Consider the following 22,573-nt stretch of genomic DNA (forward strand, 5'->3'; position numbering starts at 1 on the left):
TTGCCTTATTCTTCGCGAATGCCGGAAAGTTCTGCACGGGAGATAACCAGAAGGGCGCGCTCGATAACCGGGCTGTCGACCATTTTGCCGTTCAGGGAAACTACGCCACGACCTTCGCGAGCAGCGGCTTCAGCGGCTTCCACAACCAGACGGGCGTGAGCCAGCTCTTTGCGCGTTGGGGCGTACAGGTTATGCAGGAGTTCGATCTGGCGCGGGTTGATGAGCGATTTGCCGTCAAAACCCAACTGCTTGATGTGTGCGGCTTCGTGCAGGAAACCCGCTTCGTTGTTGGCATCGGAATACACGGTGTCGAACGCCTGAATACCGGCAGAACGTGCAGCCTGCAAAATAGAGCAGCGGGCAAACAGCAGTTCAGTACCTTCCGGGGAGCGCTCAGTGCGCAGGTTACGTACATAGTCTTCCGCACCCAGGGCAATACCGATCAGACGTTCGGAAGCATGGGCAATTTCTACCGCGCGAGTAATGCCTAACGGCGATTCGATGGCGGCTAACAGACCGGTGCTGCCGGGTTCACGGCCACAGGCGTTTTCGATGCGCAGAATTTCGCTTTCGATGTCGATGACATCCTGCGCGGTATCGGTCTTCGGTAAACGTACGATGTCAGCACCGCCACGTACCACGGCTTCAAGGTCGTTGATGCCCCATTCGGAGTCGAGGGCGTTTACACGCACGATGGTTTCAACGTCGTGATACAGCGGATGCTGCAGCGCATGGTACACCATGCGGCGAGCGGTATCTTTTTCACGCAACGCGACGGAGTCTTCCAGGTCGAACATCAGCGCATCTGCCGGGTAGATGAACGAGTTGCTGACCATGGCGGCATTGGCGCCCGGTACGAACAACATGCTGCGGCGAGTACGGGTTTTACGTTGTTGCAAAGATTCGGAAATCACTGGCAATCCTCCCATGGCAGTGCCGGAATACCGCCAGCGCGGGCCAGTAGTGCTTCCAGTCGCGCACGTAAAATGCAGTCCAGTGCGCCTTTATCATCAACATTCAATTGCACGCCGCGTACGTTGTAGCGGGACAGAACGTCCAGAATGGTGGCCCGGATGGCATCACCGAACTGCTTTTCGACGCTACTGTTAACCTGCAGGTCAATATCCTGCGAATCGAGTGGGGCGATGCGAATCATCACATCACCGGACTCGAGTGTGCCTGCGACGGCTGCCTGGTTTATTTTCATTTTTCACCTGTTGCTAATGCGGGGGTATTTTGGCGGACTGTCGCACCCGATGAGGCTCGCTCAACCATGCTTTGCAGATAATGCAGCGTGGCGTCAGGGACCAGGGATGCGATAGCCGTGAGATCTTTTTTAACCAGCAGCTTGCGCACCCAGGAGGCGGAAATCGGCATCTCCTGGAAGCACAGCCGCTCAATTTCCACCAGTTCAATCGGTGGGGCGGGAAGCATTGGGGTCTCCAGCCAGTAACGCATATCGTTGTTATACTGGGAGGTGACGGTGCAATACGGCTCAGTACCGACGAAGCGGTGCGTGACACCGAGAGCCGGAGCCAGATACTGGCGGAAGATTTTCAGGTCTATTTCGGTGTAGCAGTGGTTAATAACGCTCTGCTCTTTGATGAAGTAACATGGGAATGTGGCGCGGGAAATGATGTACTCCGAACCGCGATGCACGGTTAAACGCGGAATGTCTTTTGTTCCTTTAAGCACCAGATCCAGGCGGTCTTCATACGGAAAACGTGAGGTATCTTCTTTCACCAAAAACAGATGCAGCCAGTCACATTGCGCGGCCGCCTGTTGGATCAGAAAACGGTGTCCGTTGGTGAAGGGGTTGGCGTTCATGACGATACAGCCAATTTTTTTCCCATCATGACGCTGTTTTGCCAGTGACTCGGCGTAGCGTTTCAGACGTGTGGTGCTGTTTTCCATCAATACCATAATGCCGGGAACGCTGGTGAGCGTAGAAAAACCGCACTGTTTAAACAGCGATTCGTACTCGGTTTTGGTATAGATGAAGAGGTGCGTACAATGGCGTTCATAGGCAAGGTTGATTAACTCGGTCGCCAGCGTCAGCGCTAAGCCCTCGCCACGGACAGATTCACAGATTGCGACACACTTAATAATATTCCCAGCGATACCACCGCAGGCAATCAGACGGTCGTCACGGGTGACGGTGATAAATACTTCGACGGTCGTATCTACGCTCAAATCATTCTCTTTCAGAAATTGCGCGATAGCCGCCATCTTTTTATTTTCTGAGCGTTTAACTTGCGTGAATATATTATTACCGAACATAGTGAATAGAGCCCCGATGCTATATTTGTTACTGGGTTTCTGTTTTTGTTGCTCTGTTTAGCAACCTGATAACGTTTTGTTTGCAATTGAAGGGAATGGTTTTTTATTACGGAGTATTTCTTTTTTTCCCTGATGCATACATCGTAAGGGGTATTTTGGAGGTAATTTTTGATTTATTTCACAATAAGTTAGAAGGTTTTAATGTGTTTTATGGTTTTAAGTTTTTTAATTAATTTAACCCTAAAATAAGGTGTGGTTTTAATTTGTTTAATTGATTTAAGGTGGGGAATCTGCAACGATCTTGTTTTATAGCATAACGTGTAAATAGAACATTTTAATTACAACTACAATGAGAAATTAGTTTTAGTTAACGTCGGTGAGGAAAAATGTGATGGCAGAACAGAAAAATAAAACACGGTTTCCTTTTTTCCGCAGTCTGGCGTTTCCTTTACGTATCTTTCTGCTCATTCTGGTTGTTTCTGTTTTTATCATTGCCGCCCTGGCACAATACTTCACCGCCAGCTTTGAAGATTATCTGGCAACGCATGTCCGCGATATGGCAATGAATCAGGCCAAAATCATCGCCTCTAACGACAGTATCATCACGGCGGTTAAGCATCGTGATTACAAGCGATTGGCGACGATTGCCGACAAACTGCAGAGCGGAACTGACTTCGACTACGTGGTTATCGGGGATACCAACTCCATTCGTCTATATCATCCGAACCCGGAAAAGATTGGCTATCCGATGCAGTTCACCAAACCCGGTGCGCTGGAAAAAGGGGAGAGCTACTTTATTACCGGTAAAGGCTCCATTGGGATGGCAATGCGCGCTAAAACGCCCATCTTTGATGACGATGGCAAAATCATTGGCGTGGTCTCAATTGGTTATCTGATCAGCAAAATCGATAGCTGGCGATCGGATTTCTTACTGCCAATGGCCGGTGTGTTTATCCTGCTGTTGCTGGTACTTATGCTGCTCTCCTGGTTTTTCGCTGCCCATATTCGTCGGCAGATGTTGGGTATGGAACCGAAACAAATTGCGCGAGTGGTACGTCAGCAGGAAGCGTTGTTCAGCTCGGTATATGAAGGGTTGATTGCCGTGGATCCTGATGGATATATCACCGCAATAAATCGCAGTGCGAGGAAAATGCTGGGGCTGTCTTCACCTGGGAGAAAGTGGCTTGGAAAACCGGTGAGTGAGGTGGTTCAGCCAGCGGACTTTTTCACCCAACAGATTGCGGAAAAACGACAGGACGCGATGGTCAACTTTAATGGACTGAGCGTTATCGCCAACCGTGAGGCGATTCGCTCCGGTGACGAACTGCTTGGGGCAATCATCAGTTTTCGTAGTAAAGATGAAATTGCTACTCTTAATGCGCAGTTAACGCAGATCAAACAGTATGTAGAGAGCCTGAGAACGCTGCGTCATGAGCATCTGAACTGGATGTCGACTATCAATGGTCTGCTGCAAATGAAAGAGTATGACAAGGTTCTGGCCATGGTGCAGGGGGAATCCCAGGCGCAACAGCAACTGATTGACAGCCTGCGCGGCGCGTTTGCCGATCGTCAGGTAGCCGGTCTGTTGTTTGGCAAGGTGCAGCGCGCGCGGGAACTGGGTCTCACCATGACTATTGTTCCGGGCAGCCAACTGCATCAACTCCCCGAGGGGCTGGATAGCACAGAGTTTGCAGCAATTGTTGGCAATCTGCTTGATAATGCATTTGAAGCGAGCTTGCGCACCCAGCAAGGCAATAAGGTCGTCGAACTCTATTTGAGCGATGAAGGGGATGATGTGATCATCGAAGTTGCCGATCAGGGATGCGGTGTGCCGGAAGCATTGCGTGAAAAAATATTTGAACAGGGTGTGAGCACCCGTACCGATGAACCAGGTGAACATGGCATCGGTTTGTATCTTATTGCAAGTTATGTGAGGCGCTGTGACGGGGTGATTACGCTTGAAGATAACTCCCCCTGCGGCACCTTATTTTCTTTATTTCTTCCGAAAGTGAAAAAAAACAATGACGGAACCATTAACGCTATTGATCGTTGAGGATGAAACGCTACTGGCGGAAATGCATGCTGAATATATCCGCCATATACCCGGCTTCAGCCAGATATGGCTGGCGGGTAATCTTGCGCAGGCGAGGATGATGATTGAGCGTTTTAAGCCCGGTTTGATTCTGCTCGATAACTACTTGCCGGACGGCAAGGGAATTACGTTATTGCATGAGCTAACCCAGGCGCGTTATCCGGGCGGTGTGGTGTTTACCACGGCGGCCAGCGACATGGAAACAGTCTCCGAAGCTGTGCGCAGCGGCGCGTTTGATTACCTGGTCAAACCCATTGCTTACGAGCGGCTGGGGCAGACCCTGACGCGTTATCAACAGCGTCGACGCATGTTGGCCGGTAATGATAGCGCCAGTCAAAAGCAGATTGATGAGATGTTTAATGCCTACGCGCGGGGCGAGCCGAAAGGGGATTTACCGACCGGGATTGATGCGTTAACACTGAATGCAGTGTTGAAATTATTTGCCGATCCGACGGTACACCATACAGCAGAAACGATCGCCCAGGCGCTCACCATCAGCCGAACGACTTCCAGACGCTACCTGGAGTACTGTGCCAGCCGTCATTTGATTATTGCGGAGATTATTCACGGTAAGGTGGGTAGGCCGCAGCGTATCTATCACGGCGGCTAAATGCTGATTTCTGACGTAGGCCGGATAAGATGCTTTAGCATCGACATCCGGCAACGTTGCAGTCGAAATGCCGGATGCGGCTTGAATGCCTTATCCGGCCTACATTTCTCTGAGTATCAGCCGCCAACGACGGCTGAAGAAGAGCCTGGTACCATCACTTCAGTTGCGATAATCACAACCAACAGCCCAACCAGAACCGGAACCGAGGTACGTTTCACCACTTCGAACGGAGAAATCTTCGCCATACCCGCAACAGCAACCACCACGCCGGAGACCGGGGAGATTGTGCGTCCAAGGTTTGACGCCTGCAGCATCGGGATAACAAGGTAAGCTGGGTTAATGCCGGAGGAATGCGCCAGCTTAGGGATCATCTCAACGAAGGCATAGAACGGGGCGTTACCGGAACCCGTAGTCATTGCCGCCAGCATAGTCAGGATCACCAGCACCATCATCAGAATAATGCTCGCCGAACCAAACGAGGTAGCGATAGAAATCAGACTCTGAATAAAGCCGATTGTGCTCAGGCCCTGGGCAAAAACACCCGCAGCGACTAACAACATCACCACGTTAGCAAAGGCATCCGCCATGCCACGGTAAGCGACTTCCAGACCAGAGAAAACCTTTTGGGTATTGAACCCACGTACGAACTCCAGAATAGCCGCGATGAGCATGCACAGTACCAGAATCGTAATGATATGCAGCTGTGGACCCCATTTACCATCAAAAATCAGGACGCCAACAATCGGGGTAAACGGCAGAATGGCGTAAAATGACGGGGCAGTCGTGGTGATTTCAGCCACATCTAACATTTCATGAGAAATGTTCTCTTTTTTATCCAGAAAACGCTGCCAGAAAAAGTGGGCAATCGCCATAGCAATGATGGCTGCAATGGAAATTGGCAGCGTGGTTTTAAAGGCGAAATCGATCAGCGGCATTTCCGCAGCTTTTGCCGCCAGCACCACATCACCTGATGTTGGTGAAAGAATAATTGCAGCAGGGGAGGCACAAATGGCCGCTGCGGCGCCACGGCTGATCCCAACGTTAACCATGACCGGGAACAGTGTTGCCATCAGCAATACGCCCAGACCGGTTGCTGAAGAAACCGCCAGTGACATCAGGCAGGCGACAAAATAGGCGGCAATCATTAGCAGGTAAGGAGAGTTGATGTATTGCAGAGGCTTGGAGGCCAGCTTAACGACCATATCGTTCGCGCCAATATGGGTCATATAAGCGGCAAAACCACACAGCATCATGATCATCATGCCGAGATCGCCACCACGGCTCATCAGCAAAATTTTAATATATTCAACAATGTCTGTTGCCGTATAGCCCGTCGATGCCGCGCTGGACGGCAAAACTTTATGCCCCATCAGCGCACTGATAATCAGCAAAACCAGACCGCCAACAAACAGTACGCCTGTCGCGGAATAACCTTTAATGATGTAGCGCGCTACACCCACAATAACCACAACTCCAATAAGGAGTTCAATAAATGTCAACATCGTTTCCCCTGTCGCATTGCTGCCCAGAAAGTAAAAAAACTAAAAAAAGTAAAAAGTGGTGACAGAATGTGCCTAATAAACCGATAACTCTTGCTGATTAAAATCAATAAAAATACGGATTCAAGCGATGGTTAAGCCGTTTTTTCAGCATCGTGGTTAAAAAAAGAATCTCACAATAAGAAACTGTGAAGCGCAGCGCTGATGTGTGTGTTTTGTGGCGATGATGAATATCAATTGTTAATTTATTGTGATGCTATTTAACTTTTTTCGCAGGAAAGAACAATTTATTGGCAATAAAGAGAAAATAGTTCCTATTAGATGGCTCAATAAACTCATGGATAATTATCTTAAAAATTATAGGCTGAGGATTATTCTGATTTTTTAGCTGCGCATTTTTGTTAAGCTAACATTAAGGTTGGGTTTGCTACAATTAATAATAAATCCCAGGATGGTAATTAAGTTGTGATTGTCGCTAAACGATATTTTCTCATTTTTTCATTTCTTTTTATTCAGTTAGCTTTCATTCCCCAGGGCGCTGCTGAAGATAAAGGTTGGTTCGCTACTTTTAAAGACAATGTCAGTGAAACCTGGCAGCAGCCAGAACATTATGATCTGTACGTGCCGGCTATTACCTGGCATGCTCGTTTTGCTTATGATAAAGAAAAAACGGATCGCTACAATGAACGCCCATGGGGGGCGGGCTTTGGTCAATCCCGTTGGGATGATAAAGGTAACTGGCACGGGCTTTATATAATGGCCTTTAAGGATTCCTACAATAAATGGGAACCCATTGGTGGTTATGGCTGGGAAAAAACCTGGCGACCGCTGGCAGATGAAAATTTCCACACAGGTCTCGGTTTTACCGCTGGTTTTACCGCGCGCGATAACTGGAACTACATTCCGGTACCCGTGCTGTTACCGCTGGCATCGATAGGGTATGGTCCGGCAACGTTCCAGATGACCTACATTCCGGGAACGTACAACAACGGTAACGTCTACTTTGCATGGATGCGTTTCCAGTTTTGATGGACTACCTGTATTGTCAGGTGGATTATTAAAAAGTCTTTTAAAAACAATGCGATACTAACTTTAACTGAAAAATAACGCGACATTTATCACTTTTTGATAAAGTTCGACTGGACAAAGTCCACCACAATTGTTGTACTGATACCCGACACAGCATTTGTGTCTATTTTTCATGTAAAGGTAATTTTGATGTCTAAGATTAAAGGTAACGTTAAGTGGTTTAATGAGTCCAAAGGATTCGGTTTCATTACTCCGGAAGATGGCAGCAAAGACGTGTTCGTACACTTCTCTGCAATCCAGACCAATGGTTTTAAAACTCTGGCTGAAGGTCAGCGTGTAGAGTTCGAAATCACTAACGGTGCCAAAGGCCCTTCTGCTGCAAACGTAATCGCTCTGTAAGCATACGACAGCAAGCATTCAAAACCCGCTTAATTGCGGGTTTTTTTTCGCTTCAGTGCGCGGGAGAGGCCGAAACCAGCCAGAATGCCAGGGCGGTCATCGCAAATGATCCCAACAGATTAACCAGTACATTCACCATAGCCCAACCAAAGCGTCCTTCCTGTAGCAAAAACACCACCTCAGCTGAGAAAGTGGAAAACGTTGTCAGTCCCCCGCAAAAGCCAGTGGTAATCAGTACCTTCCACATTGGATCAATGTTTGTCATGCGATTAAACCATGCCAGACCCATACCAATGATAAATGCGCCAAGTAAGTTTGCAGCCAGCGTGCCGAATGGGATGGCCTGATGTAGCGGGTTAAACCTCATGCTCAACATCCATCTTGCTACACTACCTGTACCACCACCGATAAAAACCGCTAAAAGGAGTTGTAACACTGCATAATCCTGCTATTTGATTGTATATAGGATGAGTGTAACGCTGAATAATCGTGGTTGGCGAGCCTAACAACGTTTTCTGGAGGGAATATGTTCGTTGCAGCAGGGCAATTTGCCGTGGGACCTTCATGGGAAAAAAATGCAGAAACCTGCGTCTTATTGATGTCACAGGCTGCAGGAGAGGGGGCGTCGCTGCTGGTATTACCGGAGGCGCTTCTGGCCCGTGACGATCTGGACCCAGACCTGTCAGTGAAATCAGCTCAACTGCTGGAGGGCGGATTTTTGACGCGCTTGCTGCGAGAAAGCGCGCAAAACGAGATGACGACAATCCTGACGATTCATGTTCCTTCTGTGCCAGGCCGGGCGTTTAACATGCTGGTGGCGCTACGGGCAGGTCAGGTCGTGGCCCATTACGCTAAATTACATCTCTATGATGCCTTTTCGATTCAGGAGTCACGAAATGTGGATGCAGGGGACGCCATAGCGCCGCTGCTGGACGTAGATGGGTTAAAAGTAGGGTTAATGACCTGTTATGATCTGCGCTTTCCTGAGTTGGCGCTGGCGCACGCATTGCAGGGAGCGGAAATTCTTGTCTTACCCGCAGCCTGGGTTCGGGGATCGCTTAAAGAACATCACTGGGCTACGCTTTTGGCGGCAAGAGCGTTAGATGCGACGTGTTACTTGATTGCGGCGGGAGAGTGCGGTAACAAGAATATCGGCCAAAGCAGGGTCATCGACCCCTTTGGTGTGACCATTGCTGCTGCGGCAGAAACGCCCACGCTAATTATGGCCGAGGTTTCCGCCGAGCGGGTGAGGCAGGTTAGGGCACAACTCCCGGTGTTAAGTAACCGACGCTTTGCGCCACCGCAATTATTATGACGTTTTTTTAAACAAGGCTTGATTCACCTTGTTACAGATTGCTATTGTGTGCGCGCGTCGAAAGGCCGTTAATATTCTCAGGTTAATATGGCGCTTTATGCAGCCTGGTTTAAGTCAAGAAGGTATCTATGGGTGAGATTAGTATTACCAAACTGCTGGTGGTTGCCGCACTGGTTGTTCTGCTGTTTGGTACCAAGAAGTTACGTACACTGGGTGGAGACCTGGGAACGGCAATCAAGGGCTTCAAGAAAGCAATGAACGACGATAATGCCGATGCTAAGAAAGATGCTGATGGTAGCGTTCAGGCTGAGAAGCTTTCTCATAAAGAGTAATGTCAGGAGCATGATGCTCTTACTGCATACTCTGCATGAAAAAAAACCGGCAATTTGCCGGTTTTTTTATTGCTGATATGTAAGTGAGTATTACACGATTACTTCACTTCCAGCCCTTTGGCCTGCATGTCAGCATGGTATGAAGAGCGAACGAATGGACCGCAGGCTGCATGGGTAAAGCCCATTGCCATAGCTTCGGCTTTCATCTCATCGAACTCATCCGGGCTCACATAGCGTTGAACCGGCAGGTGATGGCGGCTTGGCTGTAAATACTGCCCCAGCGTCAACATGGTTACACCATGACTGCGCAGGTCACGCATGACCTCAATGATTTCCGCATTGGTTTCGCCCAGACCGACCATCAGACCTGATTTAGTCGGAATCTCCGGGTGCGCTTCCTTGAAACGTTCCAGAAGCTTCAGTGACCAGTTGTAGTCAGCTCCTGGACGAACATTGCGATAAATACGTGGTACGTTTTCGAGGTTGTGGTTAAACACATCCGGCGGGGTGGCCGTGAGGATATCCAGCGCACGATCCATACGACCACGGAAGTCAGGCACCAGCGTTTCGATTTTAATCGACGGGCTTTTCTCACGAATAGCGGTGATGCAGTCAGCAAAGTGCTGAGCGCCGCCGTCACGCAGATCGTCGCGGTCAACGGAGGTAATGACGACATAGCGCAGCGCCATGTCAGCAATCGTCTGAGCAAGTTTTAACGGCTCATTAGCATCAGGAGCAACCGGACGGCCATGGGCAACGTCACAGAATGGGCAACGGCGGGTACAGATTGCGCCGAGGATCATAAAGGTTGCAGTTCCGTGATTGAAACATTCAGCCAGGTTAGGGCAGGAAGCTTCTTCGCAGACAGAGTGCAGGCCATTTTTGCGCATTGCCGCTTTGATGCCCTGGATGCGAGTGGAGTCCGCTGGCAGTTTTATTTTCATCCATTCCGGTTTACGCAGCAGGGCTTCACGCTCTGTTGCCACATTTTTTACCGGGATAAGAGCCATCTTATCGGCATCGCGGTATTTAACACCGCGTTCCATCACAATGGGTTTACTCATAGCTTGCGTGTTCCAGTTGCGAATTACGAAGGAAAGCGTTTCAATTCAAGGGAATGTTGCATTTATCAACTATTTTTGAATTAGTGATACGCAGTATATCATTGAAACGGTCAAGAAAGCAGCCTGACAGGCTGGCAAAATGTAAAATAGTTGTTGTTTTGTGCCATTTGCCACAACATATGCCGTGGCAAAGTATGCGCGTATTTTCAGTCCGCGATGTACTCGTGCGGTGGGTTACCCAACAGCGCCAGAATGTTGGCCAGCAGCCTTGGGCGAATGCTCTCGGTCGTGGCGGTGCTATCCCACTGCAATACCTTCGCCATTTCCATTCCGGCATAACCACAAGGATTGATACGCAGGAAAGGCGACAAGTCCATATCCACATTGAGCGCTAAGCCGTGAAATGAACAACCTTTACGAATACGTAACCCCAAAGAGCAGATTTTCTTCTCTCCAACGTATACGCCTGGTGCATCGGCTCGCGGGTGGGCGTCAATACCGATTTCCGCAAGGGTATTCACAACGGTTTGCTCCAGCAGCGTAACCAGTTCGCGAACGCCAAGTTTACGACGCTTCAGGTTCAACAGCACATACATGACCTGCTGGCCCGGCCCGTGATAAGTCACCTGACCGCCACGATCGCTCTGGATCACCGGAATATCTCCCGGCATCAGTACGTGCTCTGCTTTACCTGCCTGACCCTGGGTAAAAACAGGATAATGCTCTACCAGCCAGATTTCGTCATAACTGTTTTCATCGCGGGTATCGGTGAATTCGTGCATGGCCAGAGAAACTGGCTCGTAAGGTTGAAGACCGAGCTGGCGGACCAGAATTTTATCCTGATACAAAACGGCATCTCCGTAGATACTCACATAGAGTAGAGAATATAAAAGAGGGGGAAAAGTATATCACAGGGGGGAGGGGTTACCCGAGCGGGGATGCAGCGGGTAACCAACAGGTTTTTACAGTACCATGCGTACGATATCGATATTGCCTAATTCTTCGTACAGCGTTTCAACCTGCTCAATGTGTGTAGCAGTAATAGTGATTGAGACCGAGTGGTAGTTGCCTTTGCTGCTCGGTTTTACCGTCGGAGAGTAATCACCTGGCGCATGGCGCTGTACCACTTCAACCACCTGATCAACCAGCTCAGGCAACGCCTGCCCCATTACTTTGTAAGTAAATGGAGTAGGGAATTCAAGCAGTTCGTTAAGTTTGGTTTTCATGTCAGCTCCGGCGTTACATCAATAAATAATAACTCCCACAGCGCGTGGGAGTTATCTGGATACCTAGTATATGGGGACGTAAATCACACTTTCAAGTGTTCAATTTTTAGCCAAACCAGTGATGGAACATTAATTTAATGTAATCAATGATTTTCCCAAAGAAGTTGCCTTCAGGGATTTCCTGCAGGACTACCAGCGGGCGCTGCTCAATGGTTTTGCCATCCAACTGGAAGTTGATGGTGCCGACAACCTGGTTTTTCTGCAGCGGTGCGTGCAGTTCTGTGGTGTTCAGCACATAGCTTGCTTTCAGATCTTTCATGCGGCCGCGCGGAATAGTCAGGTAGACATCTTTATCTACGCCTAACGATGCACGATCGGTATTACCAAACCAGGCGGGCTCTGAAGCAAACTCTTTACCGACTTTCAGTGGGTTCACGGTTTCAAAGAAACGGAAGCCCCAGGTAAGCAGTTTTTTACTTTCGGTTTCACGACCTTTATAGGTGCGGCCACCCATGACGGCGGAGATCAGACGCATCTGACCTTCGGTTGCGGATGCAACGAGGTTATAGCCAGCCTTGTCGGTATGACCGGTTTTGATACCGTCGACATTCAGGCTGTTATCCCACAGCAGGCCGTTACGGTTTAACTGACGGATGCCGTTAAAGGTGAACTCTTTTTCTTTATAGATAGAGTATTCGTTAGGCACGTCGCGAATCAGCGCCTGACCAATCATCGCCATGTCGCGAGCCGAGCTGTATTGACCGTCAGCGTCGAGACCATGAACGGTCTGGAAGTGGGTGTTTTTCAGGCCCAGCGCGTTCACATAGCTGTTCATCAGACCGACGAAAGCATCCTGGCTGCCGGCTGCGAAGTCCGCCATTGCTACGCACGCGTCATTACCGGATTGCAGGTTGATACCACGGATAAGCTGAGAAACAGGAACCTGCATGCCAGGTTTCAGGAACATCAATGATGAACCTTTAAAGACCGGGTTACCTGTAGCCCAGGCGTCATTGCCGACGGTGACCAGATCGGTTTCTTTGAATTTCCCGGCTTTCATCGCCTGGCCGATGACGTAGCTGGTCATCATTTTGGTCAGACTGGCGGGATCGCGGCGAGTGTCAGCGTTCTGTTCTGCCAGAACTTTGCCTGAATTGTAATCAATCAGGATATATGACTCCGCATCGATCTGCGGAACACCTGGGATCATGGTTTTAATATTCAGGTCATCGGCATGGGCAGCAGAGAGAGAAGCTGCGCAGAGAGCCGCGGTGAGCGCCATACGCTGCACGAAACGAGCGGAAAAAGTGGTCTTCATGGTCTGAACTACGACGTCCGTGATGAAATTAAAAAAAGTGCCCTACTATAGCAAATGCAAAACGGGCAGGCATCTGACTTTCCGCGTGACTTTGTTAATGTCATTTACAGAAACTGACAGTTCAGATACCTGATTTACGTTATTACACGCCGGTGATGAAGGACTGTAATTGCGCCTCGGCTTGAAGACGCTGCTGCAATGTGGAGGCTTCAGCTTTGCTGGCGAACGGCCCCATCTGGATACGCCAGACTGCGCCGTTTTGTACCACCCGACCTGGGACGCCAAATTGCTGGCTTAAACGTTTTTGATACTGCTGCGCACGCGACTGCTCGCTGACTGCGCCAACCTGAACCACGTAGCGTCCGTTGGCTACTGCCGCTGGCGCAGGTGCTGCGACGGCGGCTGGTGTTGCTGCTGGTGCGGTTGGCGTTACCGGTGCGGTGGTGGTCGGTTGCGGAGCCGGAGTCGGCTCGCTACCTTCCAGCACGCCTGCAGCGAGCGTGGTCGGCGCACCGAGGAATCCACTGCTGTTCACTGGCGCACCGGTTGTATCATCGCTTTTCAACGTGGAATTGCTGATCGGACGAATATCGCCTTGCGGCTGACCCGCATCCGATGGCGCAGGCATGCTGCCCATATTGCCACCGCCGCTTAAATCAGGACGCGCGGGCAGGGCATAGGTTTGTTTCGCTACCGTGGTACAAGCCATTCCCGGCCCGGACAAGGAACCATCCTGGGCGACGATGATCGGGTCGATACGTACTTTGGTATTGTTGGAGGTATTCAGACGGTCGGCTGCTGCACGTGAAAGTGAAATCACGCGATCGTTGCCATAAGGGCCGCGATCGTTAATGCGCACGACAATCATCCTGCCATTAGCCAGGTTAGTTATTCTGGCATAGCTTGGGACTGGCAGCGTCGGATGCGCTGCGGTTAACTGCATCGGGTCGAACGCTTCACCAGACGCGGTTAAGTTGCTTCCGGGTTCCGCATCATAGATAGCGGCAAGCCCTGCCTGGCTAAAGCGGGAAGGGTCCTGGACGATTTTGTAGCTCTTACCATCACGCTGATAGTCCTGATTCGCCGTTGGGTTCAGGGGTTCAAAGCGCGGATCAGCCCCGCTGATTTCAACAATCGGACCATTACACACCGCAGGCTGCGGCGCGACAGCACCCTGTTGCTGACCATCATCACTCGAACACGCCGCGAGCATTCCTGCTGCGATGCAGATACCAAGCCACTGCTTACGCATTGCGTACCCCTTACACGCTTTTCGACAACATTTTTCTATGGGTATGGATCGACATAACAATCCCGAACCCAGCCATCAGCACGATAAGTGCCGAGCCTCCGTAACTGACCAGTGGGAGAGGAACGCCAACCACGGGCAGAATACCGCTCACCATACCAATATTTACGAAGACATAAACGAATAATATCAACATTAAACCACCCGCCATGACGCGACCAAAGGTGGTTTGCGCGTGGGCAGCGATCCATAATCCGCGCATAATCAGCAAAATGTACAGCGCCAGCAGAATTAAGATCCCTACCAGACCCAGTTCTTCCGCTAATACCGCGAAGATAAAATCTGTATGGCGTTCGGGTAAAAACTCAAGCTGCGACTGCGTACCGTGTAGCCAGCCCTTACCACGTAGACCGCCGGAGCCAATAGCAATTTTAGACTGAATGATGTGATAACCCGCACCCAGCGGATCGGTTTCCGGATCGAGTAACATCATGACGCGCTGACGTTGATAATCATGCATCAGGAAGAACCACAGTATCGGGATAAACGCCGCAACCAGGACCACCGCAACACCGATTAAACGCCAGCTCAAACCAGAAAGGAACAGAACAAACAGACCGGAAAGGGCGACCAGAATTGAAGTTCCGAGGTCTGGCTGGGCGGCCACCAGCAGGGTGGGCATAAATATCAGCACCAACGCAATGGCGGTATTTTTTAGCGATGGCGGGCAAACATCACGGTTGATGAAGCGCGCGACCATCAGCGGCACGGCAATCTTGGCGATTTCGGAAGGCTGAAAACGCACAATCCCCAAATCCAGCCAGCGCTGCGCGCCTTTGGAGATAGCGCCGAAGGCATCTACTGCCACCAACAAAATGATGCAAAAGATGTAGAGATAGGGAGCCCAGCCCTCATAAACCCTGGGCGGGATTTGCGCCATCACCACCATGATGACCAGGCCCATCGCGATCTGACCGACCTTGCGCTCCATCATGCCAATATCCTGGCCGCTGGCGCTCCAGATGACCAGCGAGCTGTAAACCAGCAGCGCCAGCAAAATAAGCAACATCGTGGGATCGATGTGGATTTTGTCCCAGAATGTTTTTTTGTTCGGATTATCCGTCACGATTATTGGTCCTCCGCTGCTGCAACCGCGGGGTTTTCTGCAGGCAGATTGGTGTTATTGTCGCCCAACATAATGTGGTCAAGGATCTGGCGCATAATGGTACCCACAGCCGGGCCCGCGCCACCGTTTTCAAGGATTATGGCGACAGCAACCTGGGGCTTATCATAGGGTGCGAAGGCCGTCATCAGCTTGTGGTCACGTAAGCGCTCGGCGATCTTATGTGCGTTATAGGTTTCATTGGCTTTCAGGCCAAAGACCTGTGCAGTACCGGATTTCGCCGCAATTTTGTAAGGTGCGCCAGCGAAATATTTGTGTGCAGTACCGTTAGGACGGTTGGCTACACCGTACATGCCGTCTTTTGCGATTTCCCAATAACCGGAATGAATGTCACCAACGGGTGGTTCGTGCGGCTGAATCCACGGCACTTGCTTGCCGTTTTCTGCCGTACTCATCAGCAGATGCGGAACTTTTACCAAACCGTCGTTGATAAGGATCATCAGCGCTTTACTCATCTGGATAGGGGTTGCCGTCCAGTAACCCTGACCGATGCCGACCGGAATGGTATCACCCTGGTACCATGGCTTTTTAAACCGTTTTTGCTTCCACTCGCGGGTTGGCATGTTTCCGGCGCGCTCTTCGGCAAGATCGATACCCGTATATTGGCCGTAGCCAAACTTGCTCATCCATTCTGAAAGGCGGTCTATCCCCATATCATAGGCGATTTGATAGAAAAACGTATCCGCCGACTCTTCCAGAGAACGGGTGATGTTCAGATGGCCGTGCCCCCATTTTTTCCAGTCGCGGTAACGTTTTTCAGAGCCCGGTAATTGCCACCAACCCGGATCGAACAGACCAGTATTGCGGGTGATGACGCCTGCACTTAATGCAGAAACCGCGACGTAAGGTTTAACCGTCGAAGCAGGGGGGTAGACACCCTGAGTCGCGCGGTTAACCAACGGGGTATTCGGGTCATTGAGCAACCCGGAGTAATCTTTACTCGAGATACCATCGACAAACAGGTTCGGGTCGTAGCTCGGCATGGACACCAGTGCGAGAACGCCACCGGTACGCGGGTCGGTGACTACCACCGCGGCACGACTGCCCGCCAGCAGCGTTTCGATGTACTGCTGGAGTTTCAGGTCAAGGGTGAGATAGATATCGTGCCCGGCCTGCGGCGCCACTTCTTTCAGTTGGCGAATGACGCGGCCACGGTTGTTCACTTCAACTTCTTCATAACCAGTCTGGCCGTGAAGTACGTCTTCATAATAGCGTTCAATACCCAATTTACCGATGTCGTGCGTCGCCGCGTAGTTGGCCAGCTTGCCGTCTTTGTCCAGGCGGTCCACGTCTTTATCGTTGATCTTCGATACGTAGCCAATGACGTGGGTCAGCGCAGAGCCGTAGGGGTAATAGCGGCGTTTATAGCCTTTAACTTCGACGCCGGGAAAGCGATATTGATTAACGGCGAACCGTGCCACCTGAACTTCACTCAGGTTAGTTTTTACCGGAATGGAGGTGAAGCGGTGTGAACGGGCGCGCTCTTTTTTAAAGGCGGCAATGTCGTCGTCCGTCAGGTCTACGACGTTACGCAGCGCGTCGAGGGTATCCTGAACGTTGTCGACCTTTTCCGGCATCATTTCTATCTGATAAATGGTGCGGTTAAGGGCGAGCGGAATTCCGTTACGGTCATAAATGATGCCGCGACTGGGGGCGATAGGCACCAGTTTGATGCGGTTTTCGTTCGAGCGAGTCTGATAATCAGTAAAGCGAACGATTTGCAGATTATAAAGGTTGGCGATCAGCACGCCGGTGAGCAGCAAAATCCCCAAAAAAGCGACCAGCGCCCGGCGCACAAACAGCGCGGACTCAGCCGAATAGTCGCGAAAAGAATTCTGTAGTTTCATCCGCTGCTTAATCTACTCAAGAATCAATGATCACTCACGGTGATAAGGATGGTTGGTGGTGATGCTCCACGCCCTGTACAGACTCTCCGCGACCAGAACCCGAACAAGAGGGTGAGGAAGGGTTAACGCAGAGAGTGACCAGCTTTGTTCCGCTGCCGCTTTACAGGCAGGAGAGAGACCTTCCGGCCCGCCAATCAACAGACTGACGTCACGACCGTCCAGTTTCCAGCGTTCCAGTTCAGTCGCCAGCTGCGGCGTGTCCCAGGGTTTACCAGGGATATCAAGGGTGACGATGCGGTTTTTGCCTGCGGCAGCCAGCATCTGCTCACCCTCTTTGTCGAGAATGCGTTTAATATCCGCGTTCTTGCCGCGTTTTCCTGCCGGGATTTCGATCAGCTCAAAGGGCATATCTTTCGGAAACCGACGGAGATACTCCGTAAACCCGGTTTGCACCCAGTCAGGCATTTTCGTACCCACAGCGACAAGTTGCAGCTTCACGCATTAACTCCAGAGTTTTTCCAGTTCATACAGGCGACGGCTTTCTTCCTGCATCACGTGGACAATCACATCACCGAGGTCAACGACGATCCAGTCTGCAACGTTCTCGCCTTCTACGCCGAGCGGCAGCAGACCAGCAGTGCGGGACTCCTGAACAACGTGGTCTGCGATAGACATTACATGGCGGCTGGACGTGCCGGTGCAGATAATCATGCAATCAGTGATGCTGGATTTGCCCTGAACGTCTAAGGCGATGATGTCTTGACCTTTCAGGTCATCAATTTTGTCGATTACAAAATCCTGAAGTGCTTTACCCTGCAAGTGTTCCCCCTGGGTGAAAAGAGTTAAAAACGTCTGTTAGTATACCTGAACCAGAGGCGATATCGGGACAAATGTCTCCGAAAGCGCTTTTGAAGTGCGCTATCATCCCACCCCACGCCGCAGAATGCATCGCCATTTTTGTAAAACAATTTCTGCAAAGCTCTGAAGGGCGGGAAAAGTCAGGTTGCGGAGAATAACAGCCTGTCATGGGGTGTCAATGGGAGAGAAGCCCTTCGGCAGAAAAAACAGTGCGTTCACTCCCCGTCGTGCCATACAGCCCGGCTGTTGAGCACTTTCAGAACCGCAAAATTGTCGCAAAAATCAATTGCGCTCCAGCAACCTTGTTCGACGCGAAAATGCCACATTGCTGCAGCCGGCATGGACAGCAGACGGGCGATCAACACGCTCAGAACACCCTGATGGCTCACCACCAGCAGGTTTTGGCACGTTTTGTAATCAGCGAGCTGAGCAATAAAGCGTTCCACGCGCTGGGAAAACGCCTGAAAGCCTTCACCATTGGTTGGTGTCGCATTCTGCCAGTCGTTACACCACACGGCGTAGTTTTCGGCGTCTTCTCGCGCCAGATCGCGATGATGGCGCATTTCCCAGTCACCAAAAAACATCTCATTGAGCTCAGGCATGTTGCGCACAGGGACCTCACGATCGCCTAAGATCAACTGCGTTGTATGGCGGGCACGTTCCAACTCGCTGCACAGAACGTTGTCGACAGGCACATTGCGTAACAGCGTACCCAGTGTTTGCGCCTGAGCGATACCCCGTTCCGTTAGCGGTGTGGGGGCATGGCCGCTGTATAAACCAGCGACATTGGCTTCAGTTTCTCCATGACGTACTAACCAGAGTCTCATTTTTTCCTCTTGAGGTTATTCGCACAAAACATGATGTTTGCCCTGATTGCGCAGAGATTTTTCACTAAAATACCTTTTTTTGCGTGGAGCGGCACGATGTCTTTATTGAAGAGCGCGCATGGTGGCAATACGCGAGAAGCCGCCGAACTGTTGGGCATCTCGCCTGAACAATTGTTGGATTTTAGCGCGAATATTAATCCGCTGGGTATGCCGGCAAGTTTAAAACGCGCGATCCTCGACAACCTGGACTGCGCGGAGCGTTACCCGGATGTTGATTACGCTAAACTGCATGCGGCGCTGGCGGAGCATCATCAGATTCCTGCCTCATGGATACTTGCCGGAAACGGCGAGACTGAGTCGATTTTCACTTTGGTGCAAGGTCTTAAACCACGTCATGCGATGATCGTGACGCCCGGGTTTGCTGAATATCGTCGGGCGCTGCAATGGGGAGACTGTACGATCCATGAGTTTGCGCTGTGCGAAGACGATGGCTGGCAGCTTACCGATGCAATCCTCGATGCGTTATCCTCAGAGCTGGACTGCCTGTTTCTCTGTACGCCCAACAACCCCACTGGCTTGCTGCCCGATAACCGCCTGCTGCGCGAAATAGCCGCGCGTTGTGAGTTGCTTGGGATCAATCTGATCCTTGATGAAGCGTTTATCGATTTTATTGCCGGGGAGCCGGGGTTTATTCCGCTGCTTCGTGATAACCCGCATATTTGGGTGCTGCGCTCTCTCACCAAGTTCTATGCGATACCGGGGCTGCGGTTAGGGTATCTGGTCAACAGTAATGAACAGGCTGTGGCACAGATGCGCCGTCGACAAATGCCGTGGTCAATTAACGCATTTGCTGCACTGGCAGGCGAGATTATTTTACACGACAGCGCATATCAGCAGGCAACGTGGAAGTGGCTGGAGCAAGAGGGCGCGAGGTTTGATCGGCAGTTGAAAGAACTGCCCGGCCTGACGGTGTATCCTGGCAGGGCAAATTATCGCTTATTGCGCTGCGAGCGGGCGAATTTTGATCTGCAACGCGCAATGCTGGAACAACATGTCTTGATTCGCAGTTGTGCTAATTATCCGGGGCTGGATGCGCGCTATTATCGGGTAGCCGTTCGCAGTCAGGAAGAGAATGACAGCCTGTTGGCGGCTCTACGCAAGGTGCTTAGCGGTACAACCCCTGCTGATTGATATAGTCAAGCACTGCAGCTGGCATCAGGTCGTCGCACGGCTCGCCTTTTTCCAGACGCTCACGGATGAGCGTGGCGGAGATGTTAAACCACGGCGTTTCAGCCAGATAAATTTTCCCGCAAGGCAAGTTGTGCAGGTCATCTGGCGAATGGGTCAGATGATCCTCCAGCCACTGCTGGTGCTTTTCCTGCGCCATTTCGAGCGGATAGCCCGGACGTCGGCAGACAATGAGGTGGGTGTTACCCAGTATCGTGTGGTAGTCATGCCAGGACGGAAAGGTAAGCAGTGAGTCCTGGCCAATAATAAACGCTAATGGTACGTCCGGTCCTTGCTCCTCGCGCCACTCTTTGAGCGTTTGCGCAGTGTAGGAGGCAGTATCACGTTTCAGTTCGCGTTCATCAAGGGAGAACAGCGGCTTATCGGCAATGGCCAGTTCAACCATGCGTTGACGTTGTTCGCCGGACGCTTCGGGTTGCGCACGATGCGGCGGCACGTTATTGGGCATGATAATGACCCGGGAAAGGCCAATCAGATTCGCCAGAATTTCAACCGGTTTAAGATGACCATAATGCACCGGATCAAAGGTGCCACCGAACAGAGCCTGCAATGATTTCATATCAACCATCAATAAAAACATCGGCCAGCGATTTATGGCAGAGTAACAGGGAAAGCCCCTCAAGTTCCGCCCACACTGACTGACCATAGTCTTGTTTAAGCGTAATTTCCGTACGCGTTAACAGCGTTACCGCCTGACGCAACTGCGCAGGATTCAGCCGGTTTAGCGCGTCTCCCATCATACCCCGGCGATTTTGCCACACCCGGTGTTTATCAAACAACGTGCGTAAAGGCGTATGGGCTGACTGCCGTTTTAAGTTGACCAACAGCAGTAATTCACGCTGTATCGTACGTAGCAAAATAACCGGCTCACTGCCTTCCAGACGTAACTGTTGCAGAATGTGCAGCGCGCGTTTGCTTTTGCCCATCAGCAGCGCATCCACCCAATGGAACGGGGTAAAGTGCGCGGCATCGTTAACGGCTTTCTCCACGCGAGGCAGCGTTAGTTTGCCATCAGGCCAAAGCAATGCTAGCCGTTCCAGCGCTTGCGCCAGTGCTAACAGATTACCTTCATAGCAATAGCACAACAGCTGATTGGCTGCGTCATCCAGTTGTAGATTGTTAAGCTTCGCTCTGGCGGCGACCCAACGAGGAAGCTGTGCTTGCTCCGGCGTCTGGCAGCTTACCTGCACCGCATTATTGGCAAGTCCGGTATACCATGCGGCGTTTTCCTGCGCTTTAGTCAGTTTGTTGCCGCGAACAATCAGCAGCAGGTCGTTATGTAGCAGTGTGACGAGTGAAGCGAGCTGTTCGTTAATGGCGGCATTGGGGCCATTTTCTGGCAACTGCAGGAGCAGGGTTTGACGGCTGGCAAACAGGCTCATCGCCTGGCAGAGTGAAAAAATCTCTCCCCAGTCGGTGCTGTTGTCCAGGGTGAAAGCGTGGTGTTCTTCGAATCCTTGCGTTGCTGCTGCCTGACGGATAGCGTCCTGGCTTTCCTGCAATAAGAGAGGATCGTTACCTAAGAGCAAATACGCCGCGCGCAGCCCTTCATTGAGCTGTGCGCGGAGTTGTTCAGGGTACAACTTGAGCATCAGTTACCCAGCGTGGTGGAAACACGCGCCGGAGATGACGCAGGCTCTGCGGCTTTTGTCGCCGCTGGCTTAGCATCATCATCAGCATTGGATGACAGAGTATCGGCCAGATGTACGCTCGGCAGCTTACGAATTAACTGTTCAGCCGCTTTGTCATACATCTCTTTGATGATCATGTCCTGCTCGTTATCCTTCGCCAGTGCAGCCTGTGGGTTGTCAAAGAACGAACGATAAACTTTGGCGCTGATTGGATAAATATCATGACCTGGGATCAGCACGGATGCACTCACGGACATCACCATCTGGTATTCAGCCGTTTGACCGTTCTGGAATACCGACGCCGTATCCTGCGAAATGCTGACCGCGCCAAGACGCAAGGACGTCACATCTTTACGCATTGTACCGTCTTCAAGCAGCGTAACGCCGTTCAGACGCAGCTGATTACGAACCGCGCGGCTTAATGGGCCGTTCGGATCACCAGAGTTCAGGATCATGGTTTTCATTGAGGGTGGGACCTGCGTAGTATTACGCAGATGCCAGCCACACCCGGCGGTGACAAGCACCGCCAGAGATAACAACAATGTTGTCAGAAGTCGCACGCTTCC

Annotated in this window: 25 protein-coding genes; 7 read left to right on the top strand and 18 right to left on the bottom strand. The window is 51.1% G+C overall.

Going from position 1 to position 22,573, the window contains the following annotated elements:
* Nucleotides 1-5: 5 nt before the first annotated feature.
* The 3 genes from OGY33_RS03545 to citC are packed head-to-tail and all read right to left on the bottom strand — an operon-like array spanning nucleotide 6 to nucleotide 2,280.
* The gene (locus tag OGY33_RS03545; protein ID WP_003831275.1) at nucleotides 6-914 is read right to left on the bottom strand and encodes an aldolase/citrate lyase family protein; all 909 of its coding nucleotides are present in this window, start codon (nucleotides 912-914) and stop codon (nucleotides 6-8) included.
* Nucleotides 911-1,207 (bottom strand): citrate lyase acyl carrier protein, encoded by a 297-nt coding sequence (gene citD / locus OGY33_RS03550; RefSeq protein ID WP_003831276.1) that lies wholly within the window; start codon nucleotides 1,205-1,207, stop codon nucleotides 911-913. Before citD ends, OGY33_RS03545 begins: the two co-directional genes overlap by 4 nt.
* The gene (gene citC, locus OGY33_RS03555; RefSeq protein WP_191238760.1) at nucleotides 1,204-2,280 is read right to left on the bottom strand and encodes a [citrate (pro-3S)-lyase] ligase; all 1,077 of its coding nucleotides are present in this window, start codon (nucleotides 2,278-2,280) and stop codon (nucleotides 1,204-1,206) included. Before citC ends, citD begins: the two co-directional genes overlap by 4 nt.
* Before the next feature lie 391 nt (nucleotides 2,281-2,671).
* Between citC and dpiB the strand changes: the two genes are divergently transcribed.
* A complete protein-coding gene (gene dpiB, locus OGY33_RS03560) occupies nucleotides 2,672-4,333 on the top strand; it encodes a sensor histidine kinase DpiB (protein ID WP_008784080.1) in 1,662 nt (553 codons plus the stop codon).
* On the top strand, nucleotides 4,302-4,982 hold the full coding sequence (gene dpiA, locus OGY33_RS03565) for a two-component response regulator DpiA (protein WP_003831279.1): 681 nt from the start codon (nucleotides 4,302-4,304) through the stop codon (nucleotides 4,980-4,982). Before dpiB ends, dpiA begins: the two co-directional genes overlap by 32 nt.
* Nucleotides 4,983-5,098: 116 nt before the next feature.
* Here the strand turns inward: dpiA and dcuC are convergent, their stop codons facing one another.
* Nucleotides 5,099-6,484 (bottom strand): anaerobic C4-dicarboxylate transporter DcuC, encoded by a 1,386-nt coding sequence (dcuC, locus tag OGY33_RS03570; RefSeq protein ID WP_003022136.1) that lies wholly within the window; start codon nucleotides 6,482-6,484, stop codon nucleotides 5,099-5,101.
* A 462-nt stretch (nucleotides 6,485-6,946) separates the two neighbouring features.
* Here dcuC and pagP point away from each other — a divergent pair, with 462 nt between their 5' ends.
* Entirely contained in the window at nucleotides 6,947-7,510 is a 564-nt protein-coding gene (gene pagP, locus OGY33_RS03575) for a lipid IV(A) palmitoyltransferase PagP (RefSeq protein ID WP_003831280.1), read from the top strand.
* 189 nt (nucleotides 7,511-7,699) lie between these two features.
* Complete coding sequence (cspE, locus tag OGY33_RS03580; RefSeq protein ID WP_000034825.1) at nucleotides 7,700-7,909, top strand: transcription antiterminator/RNA stability regulator CspE; 210 nt, start codon at nucleotides 7,700-7,702, stop codon at nucleotides 7,907-7,909.
* A 52-nt stretch (nucleotides 7,910-7,961) separates the two neighbouring features.
* Here the strand turns inward: cspE and crcB are convergent, their stop codons facing one another.
* On the bottom strand, nucleotides 7,962-8,345 hold the full coding sequence (gene crcB / locus OGY33_RS03585; RefSeq protein ID WP_003831281.1) for a fluoride efflux transporter CrcB: 384 nt from the start codon (nucleotides 8,343-8,345) through the stop codon (nucleotides 7,962-7,964).
* A gap of 90 nt (nucleotides 8,346-8,435) precedes the next feature.
* On the opposite strand from crcB, the gene OGY33_RS03590 reads away from it, so the two are divergent.
* Both OGY33_RS03590 and tatE read left to right on the top strand, forming a co-directional pair.
* Nucleotides 8,436-9,224 (top strand): deaminated glutathione amidase, encoded by a 789-nt coding sequence (locus tag OGY33_RS03590; protein ID WP_126955860.1) that lies wholly within the window; start codon nucleotides 8,436-8,438, stop codon nucleotides 9,222-9,224.
* A 128-nt stretch (nucleotides 9,225-9,352) separates the two neighbouring features.
* Complete coding sequence (gene tatE / locus OGY33_RS03595; RefSeq protein WP_003022699.1) at nucleotides 9,353-9,556, top strand: twin-arginine translocase subunit TatE; 204 nt, start codon at nucleotides 9,353-9,355, stop codon at nucleotides 9,554-9,556.
* A gap of 98 nt (nucleotides 9,557-9,654) precedes the next feature.
* Here tatE and lipA read toward each other — a convergent pair whose 3' ends face one another.
* From lipA to OGY33_RS03645, 10 genes are all read right to left on the bottom strand, one after another.
* Nucleotides 9,655-10,620 carry a lipoyl synthase gene (lipA, locus tag OGY33_RS03600; RefSeq protein ID WP_003022702.1) on the bottom strand — a complete coding sequence of 322 codons (966 nt, stop codon included), beginning with the start codon at nucleotides 10,618-10,620 and terminating at the stop codon, nucleotides 9,655-9,657.
* A gap of 206 nt (nucleotides 10,621-10,826) precedes the next feature.
* Complete coding sequence (gene lipB / locus OGY33_RS03605; RefSeq protein WP_286571124.1) at nucleotides 10,827-11,468, bottom strand: lipoyl(octanoyl) transferase LipB; 642 nt, start codon at nucleotides 11,466-11,468, stop codon at nucleotides 10,827-10,829.
* Nucleotides 11,469-11,582: 114 nt separating this feature from the next.
* Nucleotides 11,583-11,846: a DUF493 family protein YbeD gene (gene ybeD / locus OGY33_RS03610; RefSeq protein ID WP_003022706.1), complete on the bottom strand. Its 264-nt coding sequence runs from the start codon at nucleotides 11,844-11,846 to the stop codon at nucleotides 11,583-11,585.
* Nucleotides 11,847-11,952: 106 nt separating this feature from the next.
* A complete protein-coding gene (gene dacA, locus OGY33_RS03615; RefSeq protein ID WP_003022711.1) occupies nucleotides 11,953-13,164 on the bottom strand; it encodes a D-alanyl-D-alanine carboxypeptidase DacA in 1,212 nt (403 codons plus the stop codon).
* Nucleotides 13,165-13,306: 142 nt separating this feature from the next.
* Nucleotides 13,307-14,416, bottom strand: coding sequence for an endolytic peptidoglycan transglycosylase RlpA (gene rlpA, locus OGY33_RS03620; RefSeq protein ID WP_032942683.1), 1,110 nt, complete (start codon nucleotides 14,414-14,416; stop codon nucleotides 13,307-13,309).
* Nucleotides 14,417-14,426: 10 nt separating this feature from the next.
* On the bottom strand, nucleotides 14,427-15,539 hold the full coding sequence (gene mrdB, locus OGY33_RS03625) for a peptidoglycan glycosyltransferase MrdB (protein WP_003022718.1): 1,113 nt from the start codon (nucleotides 15,537-15,539) through the stop codon (nucleotides 14,427-14,429).
* 2 nt (nucleotides 15,540-15,541) lie between these two features.
* Nucleotides 15,542-17,443, bottom strand: coding sequence for a peptidoglycan DD-transpeptidase MrdA (gene mrdA / locus OGY33_RS03630; RefSeq protein WP_003831292.1), 1,902 nt, complete (start codon nucleotides 17,441-17,443; stop codon nucleotides 15,542-15,544).
* A 30-nt stretch (nucleotides 17,444-17,473) separates the two neighbouring features.
* Nucleotides 17,474-17,941: a 23S rRNA (pseudouridine(1915)-N(3))-methyltransferase RlmH gene (gene rlmH, locus OGY33_RS03635; protein ID WP_003022725.1), complete on the bottom strand. Its 468-nt coding sequence runs from the start codon at nucleotides 17,939-17,941 to the stop codon at nucleotides 17,474-17,476.
* 3 nt (nucleotides 17,942-17,944) lie between these two features.
* Nucleotides 17,945-18,262, bottom strand: a complete 318-nt coding sequence (gene rsfS / locus OGY33_RS03640) for a ribosome silencing factor (RefSeq protein WP_003022728.1) — start codon at nucleotides 18,260-18,262, stop codon at nucleotides 17,945-17,947.
* A 254-nt stretch (nucleotides 18,263-18,516) separates the two neighbouring features.
* Entirely contained in the window at nucleotides 18,517-19,128 is a 612-nt protein-coding gene (locus OGY33_RS03645) for an adenosylcobalamin/alpha-ribazole phosphatase (protein WP_128316851.1), read from the bottom strand.
* Nucleotides 19,129-19,224: 96 nt separating this feature from the next.
* Here OGY33_RS03645 and cobD point away from each other — a divergent pair, with 96 nt between their 5' ends.
* Nucleotides 19,225-20,319 carry a threonine-phosphate decarboxylase CobD gene (cobD, locus tag OGY33_RS03650; RefSeq protein WP_191238759.1) on the top strand — a complete coding sequence of 365 codons (1,095 nt, stop codon included), beginning with the start codon at nucleotides 19,225-19,227 and terminating at the stop codon, nucleotides 20,317-20,319.
* Here the strand turns inward: cobD and nadD are convergent.
* Genes nadD through lptE form a run of 3 tightly spaced genes read right to left on the bottom strand, consistent with a single transcriptional unit; the run spans nucleotide 20,294 to nucleotide 22,567 of the window.
* Nucleotides 20,294-20,935, bottom strand: a complete 642-nt coding sequence (nadD, locus tag OGY33_RS03655; protein WP_103015104.1) for a nicotinate-nucleotide adenylyltransferase — start codon at nucleotides 20,933-20,935, stop codon at nucleotides 20,294-20,296. The genes cobD and nadD overlap by 26 nt on opposite strands.
* 1 nt (nucleotide 20,936) lies before the next feature.
* Nucleotides 20,937-21,968: a DNA polymerase III subunit delta gene (holA, locus tag OGY33_RS03660; RefSeq protein ID WP_191238758.1), complete on the bottom strand. Its 1,032-nt coding sequence runs from the start codon at nucleotides 21,966-21,968 to the stop codon at nucleotides 20,937-20,939.
* Nucleotides 21,968-22,567, bottom strand: coding sequence for an LPS assembly lipoprotein LptE (gene lptE, locus OGY33_RS03665; protein ID WP_048226108.1), 600 nt, complete (start codon nucleotides 22,565-22,567; stop codon nucleotides 21,968-21,970). The genes holA and lptE overlap by 1 nt, the downstream gene beginning before the upstream one ends.
* Between the last annotated feature and the right edge of the window lie 6 nt (nucleotides 22,568-22,573).

This window comes from Citrobacter sp. Cpo032, from assembly GCF_030332975.1.
Lineage (GTDB): Bacteria > Pseudomonadota > Gammaproteobacteria > Enterobacterales > Enterobacteriaceae > Citrobacter > Citrobacter portucalensis.